Here is a 17,460-nt window from a genome sequence, read left to right on the forward strand (position 1 = left end):
AGTTCTATTTTTATCGTGTTTGTTTTAAATCCCGGCCAGCACACCGGCCAGGGTGGTGGCGTAATCGGGCAGGGTGTCCAGAGGGGCCCGCTCATCCACCGAGTGGGCGTCCAGGATGTCGGGACCCGCGCTCACCATCACCATGCCGGGGGCCTTTTCTCCCAGGACGGAGGGCTCCAGCCCCACATGGACGGCGGTTACTTCCATTTCCCGCCCCACGGCCTCCTGATAGCTCTGACAGAGCACCTGGATCAGGCGGCTCTGAGGATCGCCCGGCCAGCCGGGGTAGTAGGAGACCTCCCGCAGGGCAAAGCCCGCCTGGGCCGCCGCCGCGTCGTGCATGGGGAAGAGAATTGCTTCCTCCTCCCGCCGGGCGCAGCGGATGAAGGCCAGCACTGCCGCTTCCTCCCCCCGGAGCTGGACGGCCGCCACATTGGCCGATGCCCCCACCACATTCGGAAAGGCCGGGTGCATGGCGTATACCCCGTGGAAGAGCCCCGCGGCCAGGCCGCACACCGCCCGGATGGTCTCGTCGCTCCACACCTGCTCCGGACAGGGCACAGGCTCTACTTCCACCCGGGCATGGGGGTCGCTTTCGCCGTAACGCCGGGTAATCTCCGCCCTCAGGGCGGCCACCCGCTCCTGTAAAAGCCCCTCCTGTCCGGCCGGAAGGACCAGCACCGCCTGGGCCGAGGCGGGAATGGCGTTGTGGGCCGAGCCGCCGGAGAACTCGGCTACCTCCCAGTCCGCCGCCCGATCCTGGAGGAAGGACGCCAGGGTCTGCACCGCGTTGAGCCGTCCCCGGTGGATGTCGTCCCCCGAGTGGCCTCCCGTGCCGCCGGTCAGAGCAATGTGCCAGCCCTCCGTCCCGGCGGCAGCTCGCCGCTCCAGGGTACGGACATAGGTCTCCCGCCGGCCCCCGGCCGAACCGGCAATGGCCCGGCCGAAGTGGAACCCATCCGTGTTCAATAGGCCGTAGGCCCCCGCCAGCCAACTGGGGTCCACCTGGGCCGCCCCCTTGAGGCCCACCTCCTCACTGACCGTGAACAGGAGGCGCAGGGGGCCGTGCTCCACGCCCTGCGCCAGCAGGTAGAGGACCACGGCGTTCCCCAAATTATTGTCCGCCCCCAGGGTGGAATTGCCGTCGGTGCGCACAAAGCCGTCCCGCACCACCACCCGGGGCGGGTCTCTGCGGGGATCAAACCCGCTGCCCGGGCGGACGGTGCACACCATGTCCATGTGTCCCTGGAGGATGAGAAGGGGAGACTCCTCCCGGCCGGGCGTGGCGGGCACGTCAGCCATCACGTTCCCCGCCCGGTCCCGGACGGGTGAGAGGCCCAGTCCCTCCAGCCGCTCCACCAGATAACGGCTCTCCGCCTCCTCCTGCCCGGACCCGTGGGGCCGGGCGGAGAGGCCCTGAAATTCCTCCAAAATACCCGCAATGACGGCCTCCCGGCCGCCCAAGTACTCCAATCTTGTCATATGTAGCCGTCCTTTCTATGGTCCCCCTGCCTCAGAGCAGGACCTCCCAGGCGCCCAGCAGTACCAGCAGGCCGCCCGAGAGGGGTAGGGCATACCGCCCCAGCAGCCGCTCCGCCGCACCGCAGCCCAGCCGGTGTCCCAGGGGAAGGGCCACCAGTGTCACCAGAAAATTGCTTCCCGCCGCCGCCAGGGTGGGGATCCCGGCCGCGCCGGCTGCCACGCCCGCACCCGCGTTGTTTACTGCCAGCGCGGCCGCCAGCGAGACCCAACCCGCCAGCCCGGGCGACGACGGCTCTTCTTCCGCCGTCTCGGTGCGCCCCCGCAGGTAATCCAGTAAAAACCAGCATCCAATGCCCACCAGGGCCAGCCCGCCCAGCACTTCCGCCGTCTCCGGGGGGAGCACTGCGGTGGCCGCGTTCCCCAGCAGCAGCGAGAGGGCTGTGATGAGGGTGGTCACCCCCGCCAGCACCAGCGAGGGCCCCGGCGAGATGGAGAGCCCGCGCCCCCCATAGGCTGCCGCCAGCAGCACCGTGTCCAAATTACAGGCCAGCGCAAAACAAATCGCGCCGGTCAACGCCGTCCATAGCTTCATATCGAGCCTCCTTTTCCCCCATCCTATGGAAGGTTGGGGAAAAGGGTGCTCTGTTGTTCTCTTAATGCGGCTCTACCCGAAATTCCACCTGGGTCAGATATGGCCCATTACGGTGTATCTTCCCGGTCCTCCTGGGAGCGGAGCAGCCGCAGGGAAAAGTTTCCCTTATAACTGTTCCCCTCGATCCGGACGATCAGGTCCTTTTTTCCACACACATCCACACAAAAAGAGGCATCCTCCAGTTCCGACCAGCAGTAGAGCACGGTCCCGTCCCGTTCCCGCAATTCCAGGTCCAAATTTCCGGCCTGCGTCTTTACCTGGACCACCAGCACATCATAGCCCCCCGCGGCCGGCCGGAAGCGGCGCCACAACAGCCCAGAAAAATAAGAATACCGCCCTGTCCATCGGTCCCGCCAGCCCCAGCAGCCGCCTACGCACAGAGAGGCGCCGCCGCTCAGGACCCCGACCCGCCAGAGCACCAGCAGCACTGCGGCAACCACCCCAACGCTCAGTACCCATTCCATTTCTTTTCCTCCCCCTTGGCTTTACACCTTCTGTAAGGTCTATCATCGAATCTGTTCCATAGGCTTTATGATACCCTGTACCGCACCAAACCGCAAGGAGCAAGCCTTTCCTTTTGGCCCCTTCCGCAGCACATAGGCCCTGTCCTAGCAGAAAGAGAATACCGGAGCCGCACGGATTTTCCGTGCGGCTCCGGCCGTTTTTCTATGGATTTTACCCCAGGGAAGCGGCCGGTTTACTCGGCCGCCACCGCCCGCTGGGCCTCATAGAGGGCGGCATACCGGCCACCCCGGGCCAGCAGCTCCTCATGGGTGCCCTCCTCGGCAATGCCGCAGCCGTCGATCACCAGAATACGGTTGGCGCTGCGGATGGTGGAGAGGCGGTGGGCGATGATGAGGGTGGTGCGCCCCTTGGCCAGCTCGTCAAAGGCCGACTGGATGCGGTGCTCCGTGACACTGTCCAGGGCGGACGTGGCCTCATCCAGAATCAGGATGGGGGGATTTTTCAGGAAGATACGGGCGATGGAGATACGCTGCTTCTGTCCGCCCGAGAGCATGACGCCCCGCTCACCCACATAGGTGTTGAGGCCGTCGGGCATCTCCAGAATGTCCTCATAGATCTCAGCCCGGCGGGCGGCCTCGATGACCTCCTCCTCGGTGGCGTCGGGCCGTCCGTAGCGGATGTTGTCGTAGATGGTCCCCGCAAAGAGGAACACATCCTGCTGTACGATGCCGATGTTCTCCCGCAGGGAGCGCTGCTGAAGCTCGCGCACGTCCCAGCCGTCCAGGAGGATGCGCCCCTCAGTCACGTCGTAGAAGCGGGGGATGAGCTGGCACAGGGTGGACTTTCCGCCGCCGGAGGGGCCCACCACCGCCACGGTCTCCCCGGGATGGACGTGGAGGGAGACTCCCTCCAGCACGGCGGGGGAGGTGCTCTCGTACCGGAAGGTGACGTCCTCCACCCGGATGTCGCCCGCCACCGGGGCGGAGGCACCCAGCTCCACCGCGTCGGGGGCGTCTTGGATCTCAGGCTCCAGCCGCATGAGGTCCACAAAGCGCTTGAATCCGGCGGTGCCCTGCATGAGCATCTCCATAAAGGCCGACAGCTTGCGGATGGGGCTGATAAAGGTGGTCACATAGAGGGAGAAGGTGGTCAGTGTGATGAAGTCCATCTCCCCCTGCATGATGAGGATGCCGCCGTAGGCGATGACCAGCACCGGCAGGATGCCCATGGCAAACTCCATTCCGGAGAAATAGATGGCCATCGTGCGGTAATAGCCCCGCTTGGCGTTGCGGTAGCGGTCGTTGGCCGCCTCAAACTTGGCCCGCTCGGTGTCCTCATTGGCAAAGGCCTTGGCGGTGCGCATACCCGAGATGCAGGACTCCACCTCGCCGTTGATGCCTGCCAGCTTCTGCTTGACCTGGGTGGAGGAGCGCATCATCCGCTTGCGCTGGAACACGGAGAACAGCAGGAAGACCGGCACCACCACAAAGACGGCCAGCGCCAGCTTCCACTGCATGTTCAGCATCACCACAAAGGCCCCCAGCAGGGTCACGGCCGAGATGAACATATCCTCGGGGCCGTGGTGGGCCAGCTCGGCGATCTCAAAGAGATCGCCGGTGACCCGGCTCATCAGGTGGCCGGTGCGGTTCTTGTCATAGAAGGAAAAGGAGAGGGTCTGCATATGGGCAAAGAGGTCCCGGCGGATGTCGGCCTCAATACGCACGCCCATCAGGTGGCCCCAATAGGTGACGATAAAGCTCAGCCCGGCCTTGAGCACATAGGCCAGGATGAGGATGGCCATGACGGCAAAAAAGGTGGCGAACAGCCGGTCGGGCAGCAGGGTCTGCATGGCCCAGCGGGATACCTGGGGGAAGGACAGATCCACCGCGGCAATGCCCAGGGCACAGATCATATCCAGCAGGAAGAGGGCCATATGGGGCCTGTAATAGGACGCGAACAGGCTCAGATACCCCCGTTCCCGGAATGCTTTGGGTGACATGATATTCCTCCTCATTCTCAATTGAATCGAAATCAGTATAGGACAAGGGGGGATATTTTGTCAATTTTGAGTGGACTTTTTATTTACAAATGCTGGTCCAAAACAGTATAATAAAATTTGCGTGAATTTTTAGGTATCTCATAGGAGGAGATCTGCTTGAGCAGCTTTTTTCAAAATCTGTTGATCGTCATTGGACAGGTGGGGACGCTTTTTCTGCTGATGAGCGTTGGCTATCTGCTGGCCAAACTGGGAAAGCTCACCCCCGAGGCGCTGCCCCAGCTCTCATTCCTTTTGCTGTATGTGGTGACGCCCTGTATCATCATTGACTCCCTCCAGGTGGAATATGACCCGGCGCTGCTGCACGACATGGTCTTTTCCTTTGGTCTGGTCATCCTCAGTTATCTGGTCCTGGCTCTGCTCTGCCAGTGCTTTTTCCGCCGGCAGGACTTGGACCGTCGGGACACTCTCCGTTTTGCCGTCATCTTCGGCAACACCGGCTTTATGGGCTTCCCCCTCATGTCCGCCATCTTGGGGGACGGAAGCCTGGTGTACTCCATGCCGGTCTTTGTGGCCTTCAACCTGCTGGTGTGGACCTACGGCGTCTACCTTATGGGCGGCCCCAGCCGCTTCTCGGTGAAAAAGGTCCTGCTCAGCCCGCCCATCCTGGGCATTCTCATTGCGCTGCCCCTCTTCTTTGCGGAGATCCGCCTGCCCTCCCCGGTAGGCAATACCATCGGCTATCTGGCCGATCTGAACACCCCTCTGGCCATGCTGGTTATCGGCGCTCAGATGGCGGCCGCCGACCTGCCCGCCACCTTCCGCAACACCCGGCTCTACCTGGGCGCCGTCATCAAGCTGGTGGTGGCTCCCGTCCTGACGGCCCTGATCCTGCTGCCCTTCCACCTTAACCCCATCAGCTTTGTCGCCGTGGTGATCCTGTCCGGTGTGCCCACGGCCGGCGTCACGGCCATGTTTGCCGAGCAGTTTGACCGGGACACCGAGAGCGCGGCTCAGATCGTCACCCTCTCCACGCTCCTCTCCATCATTACCCTTCCGGTAGTGGCCGTTGTAGCGGAGCGGATCGCCGGTCTCTAAGGCCCAGCCCCAGAACCACATCAAAAAAGCGGGTCTGCATCAGCAGACCCGCTTTTTTTACCCGCCGCCGGGGAGGGGGCGTCCCAGTGCCAGCCAGAGGGCCAGCCCTCCCTGAAGTATCAGGATGGCAGGGAGTCCGTAACGAAAGTACCAGTGCTTGGTCTTGTGCCGGAAGACCTGCATCCCCACGATCCCGCCCAGGGCGCCCCCCAGAAGGGCCAGAAGGAAAAAGGTCCGCTCCCGCACCCGCCACTCGCCCCGCCGGGCCCGCCGTTTATCCCAGCCCATCAGGGCAAATTCCACCAGATTGACTAACACCAGGGCGGCCAGTACTGCGCGCCACATAGGCATTCCTCCTTTGGCCGACAGTATACCCGCTTTTTTCTCCCCGGTCAATTCCGTATTGGGGGGAACTTTTTCCCCGCCCCGCCGTCTAATGGGGCAGAACACATTCTGACACACTCTCTAGGAGGCGTTTTATCATGGCTCACACCCTGTTCCGCCGTCTGGCCCCTCTGGGCCTGGCGCTCACCCTCGCCGTCCCCGCGCTGGCCGCCGGGATGGACACCTTTGTCCCGGACGGGACCTATCCGGGCTTTTCCGACGTATCCGCCGGGGCCTGGTATGCCGCCGACGTGGAGCAGGCCGTGAAGCTGGGCCTGATGAAGGGCAAGGGAGACGGCCGCTTTGATCCCCAGGGCCAGCTCTCCGCTGCCGAGGCCATCACCATGGCCGCCCAGGTCCATTCCGCCTACACCGGGCAGAACTTTACCCCCGGCGGCTCCCCTTGGTATGAGAACGCGGTGGACTACGCCGAGGAAAACGGCCTCATCCTGCGCAAGGAGTTCTCCGATTACAGCGCGCCCATCACCCGCTCGGATATGGCAGGTATCTTTGCCTACGCCTTGCCGGCGGAGGAGCTCCCCCGGATCAACCGGGTGGCCTCCATCCCCGATGTGACCTCCTCCACCGCCCACGCCGGGGCTATTTATCTCCTCTATAACGCCGGGGTACTGGCCGGAACGGGGGATGGCACCTTCTCCCCGGATGCCCCCATCGACCGCTCCAGCGCCGCCGCCATCCTCAACCGTCTGGCCCTGCCGGAGAGCCGGGTGACCTCCGCCCTGGACACCCCCGTCGACGGGACCACCGTGGAAAATACCGACGGCGCCTTCCGCCTCACCTTCGGCGCGGGGAACTGGGAAGAGGTCCAGCAGGACGGAGCTGCCGGTCTCACCTTCACCGACCAGAACGGCACGCTGAAGGCCCTCTCCTTTGCCAAATCCGGCCAGAATGCCGCCACGCTGACTGACTTCTCGGTCTCCCGGCTCACCGCGCTGCGGGACGCCCTGGGCGGTGTGGAGCTGCTGGAGCAGCCCGACGTCATCCTCTTCCGGGGTCTGCCCGCTGTATTCTATCGTTATCAGGAGGGAACGACTGTGTACACCGTGTTTTCCGTGGAAAACTCCAATTCCTATGTAGAGCTCACCCTGGCCGCCCCGGCCGGGTCGGAGGACGCCTATCCCGCCCTGCTCCACACCGCTTACACGCTGGATCTGGCGCTGTAAGAAAGCGTGATATTTCTGCTGAAATAGCCGGCCCCCGCGTCTCAAGACGCGGGGGCCGGTATCACTTTGAAACCGGGCTGTTTTTTCCTTTCAAATATGCTACAATGAACCTATTCCAAGAAAGCAGGTGATCCCCATGGTGTGAGGTGTGGACGTCTGTTTTTACCTACCTGCACTGTATTTGATCGGATTGGAGTACGTTTGTTATGAAAGGAATCACTCGCAAGCGGATCTGGATCTTTGCGGGGGTACTTGCACTGTGCATCCTGGCCCTGCTTTTCCTTCTCTTTCGTCCCCGCACGACAGCCAGTCTCCTGCCCTCTCACGGGAGCGGGCTGACCTACGGCGAAGTGATCCGGACGGCAAAGGGTCTCCGCAGCGAGTCCCTCATCTGTACGCCCGCCCAGCTGGAGGACTTGGAAAACTGGTTTGCCCACAGCACGCTGCGCTGGTCCACGCCCGACGGCGGACAGTTCCAGCCCTATGAGAGCGCCGGCTATACATTGACTCTGGCCACCAGGGAAAAGTCCTATACCATGATCCTCTCTGACCTGGGCACGTTAAGCTATGACGGGCAAATCTATAAAGTCACCGACGGCCTGGAGGAGTTTTTGACCCTGTTTTCCTTTGCGGAGCCGTCAGAAAACGCTTAAACAAGAAGCCGCCCTGCGCCACATGTGGCGCAGGGCGGCTTCTATCCATTTCAATCGTCGCTCAGATAGTAGGGCTTCATGAGGCTGGAGGAGAGCTCGGTGGAGTCCTTCACTCCATCGGTGCGCAGCTCCACCTCGCGGGGACGGCCGGGGCCCTTGCCGCGGCCATTGCGCTTCTTTTTCCCGCCGCCCAGCACGTCCAGGGCCTTGGCCGGCATGCTCTTCTTCTGGGCGGGGCGGGCCTGCTTCTCCTCCTTGGGGGAGTGGGACGGGCGCTTCTCCTGCCCGTTCTCCTCTCCCGCGGGGCGGGGAGACTTGCTCCGGCGGGCTGGGCGCTCCTTGCGGGGCTGCTCCTTGCTCTGGAACATCCGGGGCCGGGGGGCCAGCAGGCGGGCGGTGGCGTCCATAATGACATCTCCGGCCAGGGGATCGGTATGGTGGAACTCCTCCTCCCGGCGGTTCCCGCTCTCCCGGACAGGACGGGCGGGCGCGGTGGCGGTGAGCGCCTCCTCCAGAGTAGCGCTGGCACGGTAGCCGCGGGCACGCTTCTTCCGGGCCGGAGTCTGCTCCTCCGAAACCGTCGGGGCGGGACGCTCTCCCTTCTTTTTGGGGGCAGGAGCGGGCTCTGCCGCCTGGGCCTTCTGGGCGGCCTTGGCCTTGCGCTCTTCGGCGGCGGCCTTGTTGGCCGCGTCCCGGGCACGGCGGCGCTCCTTGGCGGCCGCCCGGGCCTCGGCATCCTCCGGATTCACCGGGCGCCCCTTCTTGTCCCGGGGCAGAGGCTCAAAGACCTCCATGGGCCAGGCGTGATCCTCCACCACCGGGATGGAGCGGCCCATGAGCTTTTCGATGCCCTTGAGCTCATCCTTCTCATTGATGTCGCAGAAGGAGACGGCGGTGCCGCCGTGACCGGCCCGGCCGGTACGGCCGATGCGGTGGACATAGGTCTCGGGCACATCGGGGAGGTTGTAGTTGAACACGTGGGAGAGCTCCTCGATGTCCAGGCCCCGAGCGGCGATGTCGGTGGCCACCAGCACCTTGACCCGGCCGCTCTTGAAGTCGGAGAGGGCCTGCTGCCGGGCGGTCTGGCTCTTGTTGCCGTGGATGGCGGCGGCGGTGATGCCGCTCTTCTGGAGATCTCCGGCCACTTTGTTGGCCCCATGCTTGGTGCGGGTAAAAACCAGGGCGTTCTTCACATTGCCCGCCATGAGCAGGGAGGAGAGAAGCTTGGTCTTATTGCCCCGGTCCACATAGTAGAGCTTCTGGTCGATGACCTCCACCGGGGAGGAGACCGGGTCCACCGCTACCCGGGCCGGGTCGTGAAGGAGGGAGTCCACCAGCTCGGTGATCTCGGCGGGCATGGTGGCCGAGAAGAAGAGGGTCTGCTTGCGCGGGGGAAGCCACTTGAGGATCTTCTTCACATCGTGGATAAAGCCCATATCCAGCATCCGGTCGGCCTCGTCCAGAACAAAGATCTCCAGGCCGGAGAAGTCCAGCAGCTTCTGCTGGTAGAGGTCGGCCAGACGGCCGGGGGTGGCCACCAGGATGTCCACACCCTTGCGCAGCCGCTCCACCTGGGGAGCCTGGCCAACGCCGCCGAAGATCACGGTGGAGCGCAGCTTCAGATGCTTGCCGTAGGCCTCAAAGCTCTCCTGGATCTGGAGCGCCAGCTCCCGGGTGGGGGTGAGAATCAGGGCACGGATGGGCCGGCCCTGGATGGACTCGGCGTTGAGCCGCTGGAGGATGGGGGTGGCAAAGGCGCAGGTCTTGCCGGTGCCGGTCTGGGCGCAGCCCAGTACGTCCCGCCCGGTGAGGGCCGGCGGGATGGCCTTTTCCTGGATGGGGGAGGGGCGCTCATACCCCAGTTCGGCCAGGGCCCCCAGGATGGGCTCAATGAGGCCGAGTTCACGGAATGTCATGTGTCTCGAAATCCTTTGCAATTTATTCTCTCCAGAGCGCTGTGCTGCCCCGGTACGCACCTGCGCCCGCCGGACAAGACCAGCGGGCGCAGATGTGGAAAGTCTATGACTCAGTATATCACATTTTAAGGGAATTACAAGGGAATTCCGCCTGAAACACTCTCCTGCGGCCTCTATTCCAATGAATCGCATAAATCCGAGATCTTGACCACCAGATACATCAGCACAATGGCAAAGATCCCCACCGCAGTGAAGAGAAGGACGCCTTCAAAAGACGCGTTCAGGAGATACCAGCCGTTGCGCAGGACCGTCAAGATCAATACGATCGACAACAGCCATAACATCACGTTCTTCATCACTGTCTCCCATGTATGTGAAACAAAACCTGTTAGGCCGGGAGCATCTGCGCATGTGTATCATTTGCTTTTACCAGATATGTCGTCGGCGTGATTGAAATACTTGGCCCATTAATCTCCATACCAATATCTATACCAACACTTCCTGTAAATGCCCGGTCCCAATAGCCGCAAAAACCATAGGCATCAATTATATTTATATCTTGTAATGTAGTAAACAGAAATGTCATAGTTACATCACACTTTGTACTAAATGCGCTTATTCCAAAGTCAAATCCATATCCTTGATTTTTAAATGGCGCAGTAAATTCATCGAATCTATCCGTTTGTCCTGTTAGGGTATTTGTTTGCCATTTTGTCATCACTTCACTGCCGCTGATAGGACTACAAAGACTATTGAGTCCCCCTGCGATATATGCCTTATGCGATGTAGTGCCACCAACTTGATCCAACTCATTTGTAATAATTTCTACTTTATTTACTAATGAATACCGCTTTAATCCTCCCGAATTATCAACATACAAAACTTCAGTCGTCATTTTATGCCAGGTTCCAGACTCTTCATCCGGGTTTACCAATCGACTCTCGTCTTTATTTCCGCTTTCGATTCTTTCTTTCACTACCTCATACTCTTGTTCGCTAATTTCCACTAAAACTTCTGGAACTATAGTTTCTGAGTCTTCATTTATATTATTTGGTGTTGATAGCTGTTCAACTTTAAAATATTTTGTGTCAGATGCAGAATCCATTATATGAATATCTGCATATAACTCCTTCTTTTCTAATGGAAATTGAGAATACGTCTCTTCTGAAATACCTAATCTCTCAAGTTCAGGGTTATTAAGAAAGGTCTTTACTTGTAGTTGCTGAAACAACGCTTAAAGAGCTAATAATGGCAGTAATAAGAATACTAGCAATAAGGTGTTTTTTCATAACTATACCTCAAACCTATCCTCATAAACGCCATACCTTCGAACTTATTCCCAATTTTAGTTGCATTATACACCTCCTTTTTGTTCATTATAACATATTCAAATCCATCTTACAACCGCTTCCTAAATTAAATTGAATGACAGCTTTTTTAGGAAGCCGGCATCCGTCCCACCGCGCCATAGGTCTTTCCGTCCTCCAGGCAGTGCAGGCGCAGGCGGAAATCCCCCCAATTCCGGGCCAGTGTCTCCAGGTCGGCGCGCGCGCTCCGGACCCAGATGCTGCACACGCCGTGGGCGGCGATGGCGGCGCGGTGGGCGGCACGGACCGCCTCTCCGTCCAGAGAGGGGAGCACCACCGGGCAGCAGCTCCAGCCCCACAGGATCTCCTCCTGGGGCACACCCTGCTCCAGGAGATAGGATACCGCCCGGGGCACTGCCGCAGCGGCCTCCACCACCACGGCGCACAGGCTGGCCGGAACGGCCAGCACCACATTGCCCCGCGCTCCGCCGGCATTTTCCCCATAGGCCAGCGCCCAGGCGCCGTCCGCCTCCTGCAGGCCCACCAGCCCCTCACGGGAGGTAAAGCTCTCCGAGGCCAGCACCGGGTCGTCGCACAGGATCTCCACAGTGGGGACCTGCTCCTCGCCCAGCCTCTGCTGGGACACGTTTACGATGGCTTTCCCGCCATAGAGTCCCTCGGTCAGCGTCCGGGCGGAACTCCATCCGCCGGGGACCTCTTTCCCGGCGTCCAGAACGCTGCCCTCCAGGCGGCAGTGGTTGGCGGGGCTGTTCTCACACAGCACGGCAAAGGCCGCGCGGGCACACTCCAAGCTGGTCATATTCGTCACCTCACATCAGATTCCGAGAAAGCTCCGCTCCAGCGTGTCATAACCCAGACGGCCGGAGGAGAAGGCATGTCCCGTGCGGAGATTGTGGAAATTGATCTTGCAGGGGGCGTCCCAGTCCCGGGGGACATGGGCCCAGTTGTGCCCGCTGCGGGCAAAAAGCTCCTCAAAGGAGACGCCGTAGATGTCCTGGTTCTTGTCAAAGGTCAGATCGGGGAGGATGCGCTCAATCTCCTCATCGGTGCAGTCCACCCAGAGATTGGTCTCCTGCCCATAGATCAGGCAGTCGTTGACCCGGCCGTAGGCCACATACTCGTCGGCCACCGCTCCGAAGATGGGGGCACTCCCCGAGGCCTGCACCACACAATCCGTATTAAAGCCCCGGTCCAGCAGGGTGGGGAAGGTCTGCTCCACGTTGCGGGCGCAGACCTGTACCGCTCCGGCCAGAGTCCCGGTCCGGGCGGCCAGCAGATAGAGGCCCGAGGGATCAATGCCGATCTCCCCGGCCAGCTGGGTGGTCATCTCCTCTCCAGGCAGTTCTGTGGTCTGGAGATGGGCCACCGCCCGGGCGGTACAGGGGTCCCGGTAGGGCGTGGCGCGGGCATAGGCATCCATGCCCCCGATGGCCCGGAAGGGGCCGGAGAAAGTGGTGCGCACCCCATGGTAGTTCATCACATAGATGGCGTCGTGGCAGGAGAGCTCGGCCACCGCGGGACGGTCCACCGTAATGGTGGCGGCGGGGACCAGATGCTCCCCGATCCACATGGTGGTAAAGTCCAGCCGGCCCAGACCGCCCAGGCAGCTCTCGGTAAAGAGCTTGCCCGCACGCCAGCCCGCCTTTTCCTCCACGCCCATGTCGATGACCGTGGCGCCGTTGGCCAGGGTGTAGGCCCGCACCTGGAGCTGTTCCTGGTGGGGAAGGATCTCCTCCTCCACCATGGCCAGGGCCCGTTGATTGATGGAAAAATCCAAATGAAAACCTCCTTTTTGATCCGGGGTCCTTTTGGTTCTTCTATTAGTAGTATTATTCTACTATCGAGATAGTACCACACCTATCCGTTGTTATCAATATCAAATCATCTTATTTTAAAATTGAATTTGTATAGTTTGTCTATTCCATGTCAAAAAAGGACCGCGCCCCCTGCTTCCAGGGAACGCGGTCTTCCTGATTCCAATTTGATTTACCAGCCCTTGCGCAGCACCTTGAGGGGCAGATACCCCTTGCGGTAATAGGATACCGCATGGCACACGATCTCCAGATCCCGGGAGTAGACAATGTCGTCCATCACCAGGAAGAGCTCTTCCGGTCCCACATGGAAGAGCTTCTGCAGGGCCTCGTCCGCCTGCATCACGTCGAAGGTGGACATGCTGTATGCCACCGACACACCGCAGCACTCCTTGAGGAAGAAAAAGCAGTTTTCCTCCCGCAGAACCTCAAACTGCTCCCGGTATCCGGCGGCGATCTTGCCCTCTACATGGTCATTGGCAAAGGCCACCGGGGTGTCGTCGGCATAAAAGAGCTTTCCCACCTCCAGATAGGAGTCGGAGTTCTGCTCCAGCCCGGAGTCCTTGTCCTCCACAAAGCGCAGGGAAGTCACCTCATACCGGGGCTGACACCCCATTCGGGTGATCATCCGGATCAGACCCGGGTCGGTATCCATCCGGCACTCCCGGGCCACTTTGGGGTTGGCCAGGGTCCCCTTGCTGCGCTGACGGGTGACCAGCCCCATCTCCTCCAGCGAGGCCAATACATCCCGCAGAGCATTGCGGCTCACGCCCAGACGCTGGGCCAGCTGATCTTCACTGGGCAGCTTGAAGGGCTGGTCTGTTTCGTAGCCGCGGATGAAGTCAATGAGCGCCAACTTGGTCTTATAGGACAATTCCGCACTGTCCACCGGCGAAATGTGCAGTCCCTTCCGTGTACGCTCTTCCATATGGCTCCTCCTTTCGCTCACGCGCAGCCGATCAGGGCCTGAAGCACCGCGGCCAGGGTCTCCTCCAGGGAACCTTTATCACCGTCCACGATGATGTCGGCGTATTTCTCATACAGCGGGGTGCGGTACTCGTAGATGTCCCGCAGTGTCTCGCCCGGCTGGAAGGCGATCCCCCGGGAGCCCATGTTGTGGATGCGCTCCTCCAGCACTTCGCAGGGGATGCGCAGATAGATCACCTTGCCCAAGCTCTTCAGGTGCTCGATCCCCCGGGCCCGGCAGATGACACTCCCACCCGGGGCGATGACGGTGCGCTCACAGTCCACCGAGCAGATGGCATCGGCCTCCAGATCCAGAAATTCCTCCGTGCCGTGGGCGTCAAGCACCTCCTGGAGCAGCGCGCCCTCCCGCTTTTGAATGAGCAGGTCAGTGTCCAGGAAATCAAAGCCCAGGGTCTTGGCCAGAAGCACCCCCACGGTGCTCTTCCCCGAGCCGGGCATACCGATCAGCGTGATGTTGTTCATGGCAGGAAATCCTCCTTTTTTATACCGTCTTGGGTCCGTGGGTCTCCTGGGCCCGGCGGCGCAGGATGCGGGGGAAGCGCCACAGGAAGATGAGACCCGTGGTGGTGGCAGCCAGCACGTCGGCGGCGGGTTCCGCCACAAAGACGCCCAGCACCTTATCCGTAAAGAAGTTGGGCAGGATAAAGATCAGGGGAATGAGCAGGATGATTTTGCGCAGCAGAGCCAGGAAGAGGGAGACCTTGGCCTCTCCCAGAGCCACAAAGGTCTGCTGGCAGGAGAACTGGATGCCCAGCATGAACATACCGGCGGCATACACCCGCAGAGTCCACACCGCAATGCTCACCAGCTCTGGCTCGTCGTTGAAGATGGATACAAAGACCTGGGGGAAGAGCTCGATGGCGCCCCAGGCAGCCGTACTGAAGGCCAGCGAGGAGAAGAAGAGCAGGCGGAAGGTCTTTTTCACCCGGTCGATCTGTCCCGCGCCGTAGTTAAAGCCCACAATGGGCTGGGCCCCCTGGGAGAGCCCCTGGAAGAGCATGCTGAAAATCTGCATGATGCTGGAGCAGATAGTCATGGCGCCCACGGCAGGGTCCCCGCCGAAGGCCTTGAGGGAGGAGTTGAAGGAGATGTTCACCAGACTCTCGGTGGACTGCATGATGAAAGGGGAGACCCCCACCGCCAGCACCGGGGCCAGCACCCGGCCATCCAGGCGGAAGTAGCGGCGCTGGAAGCGCAGCCGGGTCCGCTTTCCGCTGAGGAAGCGCAGCACCCACACCGCCGAGACGGCCTGGGCGGTAATAGTGGCCAGGGCCGCGCCCTGTACACCCATCCCGAATCCAAAGATAAAAATGGGGTCCAGTACGATGTTGGTGACCGCTCCGATGAGGACCGTGGCCATGGAGACGGTGGAAAATCCCTGGGAGATAATGAAAAAGTTCAATCCCAGGGAGATCTCCACAAAAATGGTGCCCCACAGGTAGATGGTGAGGTAGTCCGAGGCGTAACTCAGGGTATTCTCCGTGGCTCCGAAGAGGAGGAGCATGGGCTCCCGCACCACCTGGAAGCCCACCGTTACCAGGATGGAGAGCAGGACCAGCAGGGCGGTACAGCTGCCCAGGATGGCGTTTGCCTCCTCCATCTTGCCCTCTCCCATGCGCACCACCGCCCGGGAGCCGCCGCCCATACCCACCAGGGTGGAGATGGCCGAGACGAACATGATGACCGGGAAGCAGATGCCCAGTCCTGTGAGGGCCAGGTCACCCACCCCCTCAATGTGGCCGATGTACATCCGGTCCACGATGTTGTACAGGGCATTGACCAGCTGGGCCGTCACCGCCGGCACGGCCAGACGCACCAGCAGCGGGCCGATGGGATCTCTGCCCAGATCGTTTTCACGCTTTGCCACAGGAATTACGCCTCCTCATTTTCCAGGAAATACGTGGCCTCCATATCGGCCACGCTCAGGGCAAAGGCCAGGGGGTACTGCTGGAGGGCCTGCCCCACCAGCCGGGCGTCCTCTCCGCCCGAAAATCCCATGTGCCAGCGGATGGCCATGGCCTCCTCCCGGGTGAGACGCATGAAGCCGCTGAGAATATAGACCGACTTCTCCCCGTGTCCATAGGGCAGGTTATCCTCGTAGAAGAAGGTGGGGACCGCCTGCCACTTGCCGTCGGGTCCCTTGACGTTTCGGGTGCCCGTCTTATAGCAGCCGATCTTGCACACGTCGTGGAGCAGGGCGGCGATGGCGATGCTCTCCTCCCCGTACTCCAGACCGTAGAGCTCTTTGACCCGCTCCCGCTCCAGATACTCCCGCAGGCAGTGATACACGTTCACGCTGTGGTCACACAGGCCGCCCACATAGGCCCCGTGGAATTTGGCCGACGCAGGGGAGGTGAAAAAGTCGCTCTTATTCTGAAGATAATCCAGCAGGGCCTCGCTGCCCTCCCGGTGGATATGTGTGGTGAAGAGTTCGATGAATTCCTCCTGTGCACTCATATTGGTTCCTCCTTTGGGACGCAAAGATGGGCCATAAAACGGCCATATGAAAGATATTATAGCACAGTTTTCCCCATCTGTCATTTGCGGACAAAAGCGGATGGCCTTCCCAGGGCGGGAAGGCCATCCGCTGTGTTTCTCTCTTACTTCCGGACAAAATAGGCGATGCCGGTGGCGCCAGGGCCGGCGTGGGTACCCACCACGGCGCCGATGTCACTGGGGAGCACGGTCATCCCCTGGGTCTCCGCGGCAAAATAGGCCATGCAGTCGGCCATGGCCTGGGGCGCGTTGGAGTGGCCGAAGGCCACCGGCAGCGTGGTGTCAATGGGCTCCTTCTCCTCCATCCACTTACGGATGAACTGGAAGCCCGCCTTTCTGCCCCGGCATTTGCCCACTGAGATGACCAGGCCGTCCTCAATGGTGATGATGGGGCTGATGCCCAGCAGGCCGCCCACCACAGCGGTGGCGCCCGAGATCCGCCCGCCCATCTTCAGGTACTTGAGGGTGTCCACCACAGCCAGGAGCCGCACCCGTCCGGCCAGCTCCTCCACCTGTCCCTTCAGCTCGGACAGGGAGAACCCCTTGTCCCGGAGCAGACAGGCGGCCTCCACCAGAAGGCCCATGCCGAAGGTGACGGTCTGGGCGTCCACCACGGCGATGTTGCTCTCATCCACGATGCCCCGGGCGATCATGGCGGACTGGTAGGTGCCCGACATGGCGCTGGAGATCAGAATGGCCAGCACCTGATCCCCGTTTTCGGTCAGCCGCTCAAAGGTCTGGATAAAGGTCTCGGGGGGGATCTGGGCGGTGGTGGGCAGGGTGTCCACCTGCTCCAGCCGGGCATAAAATTCCTCTTTTGTGATTTCCACGCCGTCCTGGAAGGCCTCTTCGCCAAAGAGGACCGTGAGGGGGAGAATCTCCACCCCCAGCTCCGCCGCGCGGGCAGGGGAGAGGTCGCTGGTACTGTCCGTCAAAATCCGTATCATCTTCCAAACTTCCTTTCAAACACACGATCAAAGCCGGGGAACCATGCCGGGTATCCCCCTC

18 protein-coding genes are annotated in these 17,460 nt (G+C 61.0%); 3 read left to right on the forward strand and 15 right to left on the reverse strand.

Features of this window, described 5'->3' with window-relative positions; all coding sequences use genetic code 11:
* Positions 1-24 precede the first annotated feature (24 nt).
* From H8S34_RS04665 to H8S34_RS04680, 4 genes are all read right to left on the reverse strand, one after another.
* Positions 25-1,482, reverse strand: coding sequence for a M20/M25/M40 family metallo-hydrolase (locus tag H8S34_RS04665; protein WP_186963178.1), 1,458 nt, complete (start codon positions 1,480-1,482; stop codon positions 25-27).
* A gap of 31 nt (positions 1,483-1,513) precedes the next feature.
* Positions 1,514-2,074, reverse strand: coding sequence for an MntP/YtaF family protein (locus H8S34_RS04670; protein ID WP_101692496.1), 561 nt, complete (start codon positions 2,072-2,074; stop codon positions 1,514-1,516).
* 107 nt (positions 2,075-2,181) lie between these two features.
* Complete coding sequence (locus tag H8S34_RS04675; RefSeq protein ID WP_186963179.1) at positions 2,182-2,598, reverse strand: hypothetical protein; 417 nt, start codon at positions 2,596-2,598, stop codon at positions 2,182-2,184.
* Between the two features lie 233 nt (positions 2,599-2,831).
* Positions 2,832-4,598, reverse strand: coding sequence for an ABC transporter ATP-binding protein (locus tag H8S34_RS04680; RefSeq protein ID WP_186963180.1), 1,767 nt, complete (start codon positions 4,596-4,598; stop codon positions 2,832-2,834).
* A 156-nt stretch (positions 4,599-4,754) separates the two neighbouring features.
* Here H8S34_RS04680 and H8S34_RS04685 point away from each other — a divergent pair, with 156 nt between their 5' ends.
* Positions 4,755-5,693, forward strand: a complete 939-nt coding sequence (locus tag H8S34_RS04685; protein ID WP_186963181.1) for an AEC family transporter — start codon at positions 4,755-4,757, stop codon at positions 5,691-5,693.
* A gap of 57 nt (positions 5,694-5,750) precedes the next feature.
* Here the strand turns inward: H8S34_RS04685 and H8S34_RS04690 are convergent, their stop codons facing one another.
* Positions 5,751-6,038, reverse strand: coding sequence for a DUF1294 domain-containing protein (locus tag H8S34_RS04690; RefSeq protein WP_101692500.1), 288 nt, complete (start codon positions 6,036-6,038; stop codon positions 5,751-5,753).
* Positions 6,039-6,175: 137 nt separating this feature from the next.
* Here H8S34_RS04690 and H8S34_RS04695 point away from each other — a divergent pair, with 137 nt between their 5' ends.
* Positions 6,176-7,261: an S-layer homology domain-containing protein gene (locus H8S34_RS04695; protein WP_186963182.1), complete on the forward strand. Its 1,086-nt coding sequence runs from the start codon at positions 6,176-6,178 to the stop codon at positions 7,259-7,261.
* Between the two features lie 206 nt (positions 7,262-7,467).
* On the forward strand, positions 7,468-7,914 hold the full coding sequence (locus tag H8S34_RS04700; RefSeq protein WP_186963183.1) for a hypothetical protein: 447 nt from the start codon (positions 7,468-7,470) through the stop codon (positions 7,912-7,914).
* A gap of 50 nt (positions 7,915-7,964) precedes the next feature.
* On the opposite strand, the gene H8S34_RS04705 is transcribed toward H8S34_RS04700, so the two are convergent.
* From H8S34_RS04705 to H8S34_RS04750, 10 genes are all read right to left on the reverse strand, one after another.
* Positions 7,965-9,830, reverse strand: a complete 1,866-nt coding sequence (locus H8S34_RS04705; RefSeq protein ID WP_186963184.1) for a DEAD/DEAH box helicase — start codon at positions 9,828-9,830, stop codon at positions 7,965-7,967.
* 173 nt (positions 9,831-10,003) lie between these two features.
* On the reverse strand, positions 10,004-10,162 hold the full coding sequence (locus tag H8S34_RS04710; RefSeq protein WP_180956819.1) for a hypothetical protein: 159 nt from the start codon (positions 10,160-10,162) through the stop codon (positions 10,004-10,006).
* 56 nt (positions 10,163-10,218) lie between these two features.
* Entirely contained in the window at positions 10,219-11,061 is an 843-nt protein-coding gene (locus H8S34_RS04715) for a hypothetical protein (RefSeq protein WP_186963185.1), read from the reverse strand.
* Positions 11,062-11,267: 206 nt separating this feature from the next.
* Positions 11,268-11,957, reverse strand: coding sequence for a methenyltetrahydromethanopterin cyclohydrolase (locus H8S34_RS04720; RefSeq protein ID WP_186963186.1), 690 nt, complete (start codon positions 11,955-11,957; stop codon positions 11,268-11,270).
* Between the two features lie 15 nt (positions 11,958-11,972).
* Entirely contained in the window at positions 11,973-12,935 is a 963-nt protein-coding gene (locus H8S34_RS04725; RefSeq protein ID WP_186963187.1) for a methenyltetrahydromethanopterin cyclohydrolase, read from the reverse strand.
* A 209-nt stretch (positions 12,936-13,144) separates the two neighbouring features.
* Positions 13,145-13,897: a GntR family transcriptional regulator gene (locus tag H8S34_RS04730; RefSeq protein ID WP_186963188.1), complete on the reverse strand. Its 753-nt coding sequence runs from the start codon at positions 13,895-13,897 to the stop codon at positions 13,145-13,147.
* A gap of 17 nt (positions 13,898-13,914) precedes the next feature.
* Complete coding sequence (locus tag H8S34_RS04735; protein WP_101692508.1) at positions 13,915-14,418, reverse strand: shikimate kinase; 504 nt, start codon at positions 14,416-14,418, stop codon at positions 13,915-13,917.
* A gap of 19 nt (positions 14,419-14,437) precedes the next feature.
* Positions 14,438-15,823 carry an MATE family efflux transporter gene (locus H8S34_RS04740; RefSeq protein WP_101692509.1) on the reverse strand — a complete coding sequence of 462 codons (1,386 nt, stop codon included), beginning with the start codon at positions 15,821-15,823 and terminating at the stop codon, positions 14,438-14,440.
* 5 nt (positions 15,824-15,828) lie between these two features.
* Positions 15,829-16,413 (reverse strand): HD domain-containing protein, encoded by a 585-nt coding sequence (locus H8S34_RS04745; protein ID WP_186963189.1) that lies wholly within the window; start codon positions 16,411-16,413, stop codon positions 15,829-15,831.
* Between the two features lie 143 nt (positions 16,414-16,556).
* Positions 16,557-17,399: a DegV family protein gene (locus H8S34_RS04750; RefSeq protein ID WP_186963190.1), complete on the reverse strand. Its 843-nt coding sequence runs from the start codon at positions 17,397-17,399 to the stop codon at positions 16,557-16,559.
* Positions 17,400-17,460: the final 61 nt, after the last annotated feature.

The sequence above is a fragment of the Pseudoflavonifractor hominis genome, from assembly GCF_014288125.1.
Lineage (GTDB): Bacteria > Bacillota > Clostridia > Oscillospirales > Oscillospiraceae > Pseudoflavonifractor_A > Pseudoflavonifractor_A gallinarum.

Coding starts and splice junctions, on each gene's coding strand:
- H8S34_RS04750 (WP_186963190.1), bottom strand. CDS start 17,399: ATGATACGGATTTTGACGGACAGTACCAGCGACCTCTCCCCTGCCCGC.
- H8S34_RS04675 (WP_186963179.1), bottom strand. CDS start 2,598: ATGGAATGGGTACTGAGCGTTGGGGTGGTTGCCGCAGTGCTGCTGGTG.
- H8S34_RS04735 (WP_101692508.1), bottom strand. CDS start 14,418: ATGAACAACATCACGCTGATCGGTATGCCCGGCTCGGGGAAGAGCACC.
- H8S34_RS04695 (WP_186963182.1), top strand. CDS start 6,176: ATGGCTCACACCCTGTTCCGCCGTCTGGCCCCTCTGGGCCTGGCGCTC.
- H8S34_RS04745 (WP_186963189.1), bottom strand. CDS start 16,413: ATGAGTGCACAGGAGGAATTCATCGAACTCTTCACCACACATATCCAC.
- H8S34_RS04720 (WP_186963186.1), bottom strand. CDS start 11,957: ATGACCAGCTTGGAGTGTGCCCGCGCGGCCTTTGCCGTGCTGTGTGAG.
- H8S34_RS04665 (WP_186963178.1), bottom strand. CDS start 1,482: ATGACAAGATTGGAGTACTTGGGCGGCCGGGAGGCCGTCATTGCGGGT.
- H8S34_RS04705 (WP_186963184.1), bottom strand. CDS start 9,830: ATGACATTCCGTGAACTCGGCCTCATTGAGCCCATCCTGGGGGCCCTG.
- H8S34_RS04690 (WP_101692500.1), bottom strand. CDS start 6,038: ATGTGGCGCGCAGTACTGGCCGCCCTGGTGTTAGTCAATCTGGTGGAA.
- H8S34_RS04680 (WP_186963180.1), bottom strand. CDS start 4,598: ATGTCACCCAAAGCATTCCGGGAACGGGGGTATCTGAGCCTGTTCGCG.
- H8S34_RS04670 (WP_101692496.1), bottom strand. CDS start 2,074: ATGAAGCTATGGACGGCGTTGACCGGCGCGATTTGTTTTGCGCTGGCC.
- H8S34_RS04700 (WP_186963183.1), top strand. CDS start 7,468: ATGAAAGGAATCACTCGCAAGCGGATCTGGATCTTTGCGGGGGTACTT.
- H8S34_RS04730 (WP_186963188.1), bottom strand. CDS start 13,897: ATGGAAGAGCGTACACGGAAGGGACTGCACATTTCGCCGGTGGACAGT.